The 6000-nt window shown below is 35.1% G+C and carries 4 protein-coding genes and 1 pseudogene; all 5 read right to left on the bottom strand.

Going from position 1 to position 6000, the window contains the following annotated elements; translation table 11 throughout:
- Nucleotides 1-2815: pseudogene (locus DSY56_RS07365) on the bottom strand (YSIRK-type signal peptide-containing protein); the annotation flags it as partial.
- A gap of 595 nt (nucleotides 2816-3410) precedes the next feature.
- Nucleotides 3411-3845: a protein-export chaperone SecB gene (locus tag DSY56_RS07360; protein WP_023937337.1), complete on the bottom strand. Its 435-nt coding sequence runs from the start codon at nucleotides 3843-3845 to the stop codon at nucleotides 3411-3413.
- Nucleotides 3845-4189 (bottom strand): hypothetical protein, encoded by a 345-nt coding sequence (locus DSY56_RS07355; protein WP_112444764.1) that lies wholly within the window; start codon nucleotides 4187-4189, stop codon nucleotides 3845-3847. Before DSY56_RS07355 ends, DSY56_RS07360 begins: the two co-directional genes overlap by 1 nt.
- A 14-nt stretch (nucleotides 4190-4203) precedes the next feature.
- Nucleotides 4204-4791, bottom strand: a complete 588-nt coding sequence (locus DSY56_RS07350; RefSeq protein ID WP_112444762.1) for a hypothetical protein — start codon at nucleotides 4789-4791, stop codon at nucleotides 4204-4206.
- Between the two features lie 341 nt (nucleotides 4792-5132).
- Nucleotides 5133-5648 (bottom strand): hypothetical protein, encoded by a 516-nt coding sequence (locus tag DSY56_RS07345; RefSeq protein ID WP_050242789.1) that lies wholly within the window; start codon nucleotides 5646-5648, stop codon nucleotides 5133-5135.
- Nucleotides 5649-6000 lie beyond the last annotated feature (352 nt).

The raw sequence follows: 6000 nt of genomic DNA, 5'->3' as shown, positions 1-6000 counted from the left end.
CTACTTCCGCTTGCGTTGCGTTAGCTTTACCTAAGACTCTCTTACCATCTTCTACGGCTTTATCATAGGCGGCTTTCTTCTCTGCACTTCCGTTGTAGTACTTCGCATCATTAGCTTTTGTGCTTTCCGCATCTGTAGATGTTGCTGTTGTTAGAGCCTCTTTCTGGGTCTCTGCTCCATCTAATTTGCCTTTGGCATCTTCTATAGCTTGTTTTGCTGCATCTACTTCCGCTTGCGTTGCGTTAGCTTTTTCTAAGATTTTCTTACCATCTGATACTGCTTGATCATAGGCTGCTTTCTTCTCTGCACTTCCGTTGTAGTACTTCGCATCATTAGCTTTTGTGCTTTCCGCATCTGTAGATGTTGCTGTTGTTAGAGCCTCTTTCTGGGTCTCTGCTCCATCTAATTTGCCTTTGGCATCTTCTATAGCTTGTTTTGCTGCATCTACTTTGGTTTGATCCGCATTAGCATCAGCTATTACTGTTTGTCCACTTTTTATCGCTTCATCATACGCATCCCTCTTTGTTTTGTCTGCGTTATAGTATTTAAAGTTTCCTTTAACGTCAGCTTCTTGACCTACTACTTGTCTTAACTCTGTCTTGTTTCCTTTATCAACTAACAATCCAGCAGCTGTATCTATTTTTTCTTTTACTGCTGTCACTTTGGTTAGTACATTAGATACTTCTTCTTTACTTGCATTACCTTGTTTATCTAGGATAGTCTTAACTTCATTTTTTAAATCTTCAATTTGCCTCTCATATTTTCTAAACTCATCTTCATATTTTTCAATACTTTTAGGAGTTTTATTTTCTGTTGATACCTTTTTTAACCCTTCAACTTGCGCAGATAGATTAGTCTTTTCTTCATTTGTTGCCGCAGGTACTAAAGCTTCTTGTTTTGCTAAAAGCGTTGAAAACGCCTTTTTATAGTCTGCTGTTGTTTTTAACTGTCCAGTAAGAAGATTACGTACTTTTTCAAGTTCAGCTGTATATGCATTGATAGTATCGTCCGTTTTCCCTGCCTTATCAGTCGTTTCCGTTTCAAGTAATTTATCATAAATTCTTTGTAAGAGGTTCTTCGCAACTATACTTGTATCTTGATTTACATTGAAGTCCAATCCAGTAATAGGTAAAGAGTACTGTAAATAAGATGAATTATAACTCATACCAGCTTGATGTTTGTTTTCCAAACTAATTCTCACCTTATATGAAGTTACTCCCTTTGGTAAATTAATTTCTCTACTTGTAAATGTCCCTCCTGTTGCATTCGGTCTATTTTCAGTTAAAGCTAATTTTTCTTCTATCTGTTCTTTTGAAAGACTATTAGCACTAAAAGTCTGATTTTTTGCATTTCCATCTCTTGCAGCAACTACTTTCATTTCAGGACTATTCACGTTTTTTTCTGGTGAGACTACTGCCGTATAAATTAACTGTTCATTGCCATTTTCAATACTGAACACTTCTACTTTATATTTAGCTTTTGATCCATTATTATCACCAGTATAACCCGTTTTAAAGTTCACTGTTACTTTTGTTCCTTCATTCGAAGCATATGCTTTAAAAGTTTTTTCAATTCCATCAAACCACTTAGCTGCTCTCGCTGTTTGTGCACCGGGTTCATTATTTTCTAAATAGGGTTTATCATCATAGACTGGTTCGTCTCTATTCTGTTTAGTAACTAATTTTGATAGTAATAAAATATATTCACTACGTCTATCAAACGATTGCTCCCTAACCCAAACCTGATTAGTTCTAGTAATATTTACTGTATATGCTGGGAAAACTCCAGCTTCAGTTTTTCTAGCAATCGCAAATTTCCCATTTTCACCTACTGCTTTCCATCCACCAAATTCTTTAATTTCAGCAACACTACCCTTTGCAATATTTTTTCCATCCCCTAATGCATCCATATTTTGAATTTTTTTATTATTCTCAATAACTTCAGGCAATGCTTTTAACTTATCTGCTAACGTTTTTAAATCCGCATTCTCTGCAGGTGCTGTGTAAGTCTGGTTTGCTGATGGATCAGTATCCGTTGTTGTCCCATCTGTTCGGAATGGATTGTTTCTATCTAGGGCTTGTCCATTACGTGAATCATGTTTTCCTGAGTTTGCGATAGAGTTGGTTCCTGTAGCTTTCTCAGTATTGCTGGCTTTCTTACCGACAGTCGCTTTTCCTTCTGTGGTATCTAGTTTAGGACTTTCCACTTGCGCTTTAGGCTTACTACGTAAACCGCTGCTCGCTGTCATAAAGAGTCTTCTATAGGCTTTCGTCAACTCGTCTTGACTTTTGGCTGTTGTTAGGGCAAGTTTTGCTAATTCTAAATGTTCTTTAAGGGTTGCGACACTTTCATCTGTCTTAGTCGCATAGCTACCTGAGGCTAATTTAGCATCAATTTCTGCTACGTAATCTTCCAGCTGTTTTTTATCCAAGTCAGATGTAGCCTTTTCTTCTACTTCTTCTGTTGCTGAAGCAGTAGCTGACTCCACTGATGTTGAGCTTGAGTCAGCAGGTGTTGGAGTAGTTGTTTCTTCTTGACCTTCCGGAGCAGTAGTCTCACTGCTACCAGAATTTCCATCCAACTGACTGACTACTGGAGTCGCCCCGTAGGTTCCATTCTGGACATCTGGGTCTTTCAGTGGTGAGCCTTGTCTTCCCTCATTAGTTGGGGTTACACCTTGCTCTGTGGCAGACACTGTCCCATTTCCTGGAAACATGAACAAGGCTGCTACTGCAACACTAGCAGCACCAAAACTAACCTTACGAATCGAAAACCGCAAGCGCTTTTCTCTATCTTCATTACCTTTATAAAACATATATCATTTTGCTCCTTTTCCGATAATTATCGGTTAATATATAATGGAAGGACAAATAAAAAGCCCCCCCCTAAAATATTTATGCATATTTTAGATTGGCTTAATTTATTATACTCTTTTTTATTTTATAAATCAAATGTTATTACCTAAGCTTGATATGATGCATCTTATCCAATTCTTCTGTTTCACGCGAAACACCCTGCGCCAGGCAAGGTGTTCTTGTTTTTATACTCAATGAAAATCAAAGAGCAAACTAAGAAGCTAGCCGCAGGTTACTCAAAACACTGTTTTGAGGTTGCAGATGGAAGCTGACGTGGTTTGAAGAGATTTTCGAAGAATATTAAACCCCAAATTATTCATATCTCACACTAACCAAACAATTCAAAAACCACCAGAAGAGCCTTAAAATACTGCCCTTCTGGTGATTTTCATTGATAGCTGAGTCTCGAAGAAGGTAGAGTTTAAATTGAAACTACTATCATACAAAACTCTTTGATCCTATTTATTTTTATCACAATTTTGATTTATAGTTCTCCGAATACCTTTTAAATGTGAAAGCATTTCATTGGAGCTTTGAAAAATACATACACTGTTTTTATTCGTATGTTAACTTGATAGAATCTTTGTCTTCAAGCATTTTTTTAATGTTAACGACAGGCAATATGAAGTTGGGGAACTCATTACCCCGAGTAATCATATCAGATACGATAGGCCGAATATAGGACCAAAGAATTGCTAAGCCATTCTCTTTAAGAAAAGTTTCAAAATCAATATCAAATTCTGTCTCATCATATATAAATGAAAATTCTCCAACAATATCTACAATAAGCTCAAAAGCAGAATCATCTGAATCTATATTTCCTTGCTTTGTTATCAAGTTAACATAAGCAAGGTTTTCAGATTTTCTTATTAAAATCTGTGCAGACAATTCAGGATGTAAATTAATAGTACTATTTGTTTGGTCAAAACTAGGATTTCTTCGGTATGATACTTCATTTAAAAAATAATCTTTAAATTGTAAAGAGGACATTAAGCTGCCACCTCACTATTTTCTTTTGTTGTAATTAAGTTTTCAGAATCTATTGGTAAATATGAAAAACATGACTTCTTGTTCTTTATATTATATTCAGGCATTGCATTTACTTTAGTTACAGAATTCAAATCATAAAACTCTTTTTGATTATTTAATTGAGAAGTAAAATGGATTTCATCTTTATATTTTTTAAGACTTCCTGATATATTCAAATCATAATCAAATTCATTGTTTACTGAATAAATTTTGTTGGCCTTAATATTTTCAACTAATTCTTGGAACATTGGAGAATCCATCAAAGAAAATTCTTCAGTTCCTAAAAAGTTTGACAATAAACTCATAAAAGCCTCCTTATTTATAAAATGTTTGTAATACAATTTAAATCACGGATACAAATTTCCTCTCCATTCTTTCCGTCAATTACTGGTAAAGATGGAATAGCAGTATATGTTTTGGACTGCACTGCTTCATAATTCTTCCCATGCTGAGACGCTAAATCAAGCAACAGCTCAATAATTAATCCTTGATTTTGGTTAAGAAGAGTAGCTCTATTTTTGGCTCCGCTACCTGAAATACCTGCAATCTCACGTTCAATTTGAATAGATGCCGCTTGTCGATATTCCTCTAATAACCTTTGGTTTTTTGGGTTATCTAAAATAAAAATCTTATCTATAGATTTTAGGGTGATTTCAGCATGAATTAACTCAGGCCTAACCCCAGGTTTGCTTAGTTCAAATGACTTATACTTTGCGACATAAGCAGAAGCAATCGTTTTACCAGTATCTTTGTCAAAAGGTAGAAAAAAGTAAATACCATTACCCAAGTCGTTCGGATGTCTCTGTTTATGAATACCAGGTTTATATTTCTCATAAGAAAACCCAGCAGATAGAATCTTTTCTTTTATTTTATTGGTGGTGCCGTGCCACCCACTATATTGTAGCATAGAACCTCCTGATGAAGCTACTAGCTTAATTATACTGTTAAAGCTTAGATAATTCAACTATTACGGGGTTTTTTGAAAAAATTCTAGCGATTTCCAGAATGTAACTGAGCATTAAGACAATAACTACCTCACCTTATCATGCCGAAATTATCGGATTTTATCAGAATTAAAACCCCATAAAATCGGGCTTTTTTGAAGAATAGAGTGAATTGGAACTAGAACAGTACACTTCGACTACTAAAACATTGCTAGAAATTAATTTGACTTTCCTAATCAATTTGTTCAAATCTTATTTCAATCTACTATAAAAAAACACAAGCCTAAGCCTGCGGAAACATTATCTATTCTAAATAGTCTTTTTCTGTTATGACTCTTAATCTAGTAGAATAATTCTGGAATGTTGAGAATTTAAAGCGTTTAGGATCTTCAAGTTTGTTTCTATCGTTCATTTCTAAAGCACGGTTATAGTCTATAATAGCTTTCACTAACTTATTGATTATAGCTTTATCATTATCCATTACTTTATAATAATCTTCGACTTTCCGAAGGCGAAAAGTGGTATTTAGTAAATAACTTTTATCTTCTAAAATCAATGTTTTACCAATATCTAATCCTTCAACATATCCTTCTTTTGCTGAATTTCTAAGCTTATACTTCAATTGATACTTTTTAGGAATGTAACTTCTAAATGGAATCAAGAAAGTTAGCCCCTGTATTTTGACAACAGTTACCGCAAATCCCCTTCCTTTATTCATTACTTCCTTCGTCTTAAAGTCATAGTCCATCGCTTGAATAAGGTCGTAATCCTTGCACATTTTTAAATCAATTTGACCTAATTTTAACTTTTTGCTTTTCATTTCTATTCCCTAGATAAAAAGCTCACTAAAAAGTGAGCAACATTTCCAATGAGATACTTCTGTTGACGAGCGCGTCTCTCCGCCCCCTCATTGCCTCACGAAAAGGCTAGACGAATCGAAAGGAGGTGAGTTTTCCTGTTTTCAATTCTACTTATTCTTACACATTTTTTTAATTTTGTCAAACAAAAAAACGCAAGCCTAAGCCTGCGGTGAGTGTAATCTATTTTGAAATTTTTAAATAAAAAAGGAGCATTTAAGCCCCTCCTTTGAAATAACGGATCCTTTGGCTGGTCGGTGTACCCAGCATCTCAGATACCCTTTTGCAAGGTGCGGCAGGAACCTTTCTGCCCTC

The sequence above is a fragment of the Streptococcus sp. 596553 genome (genome assembly GCF_900411395.1).
Classification (GTDB): domain Bacteria; phylum Bacillota; class Bacilli; order Lactobacillales; family Streptococcaceae; genus Streptococcus; species Streptococcus mitis_BA.
This window is presented reverse-complemented; position numbering and strand designations above follow the sequence as displayed.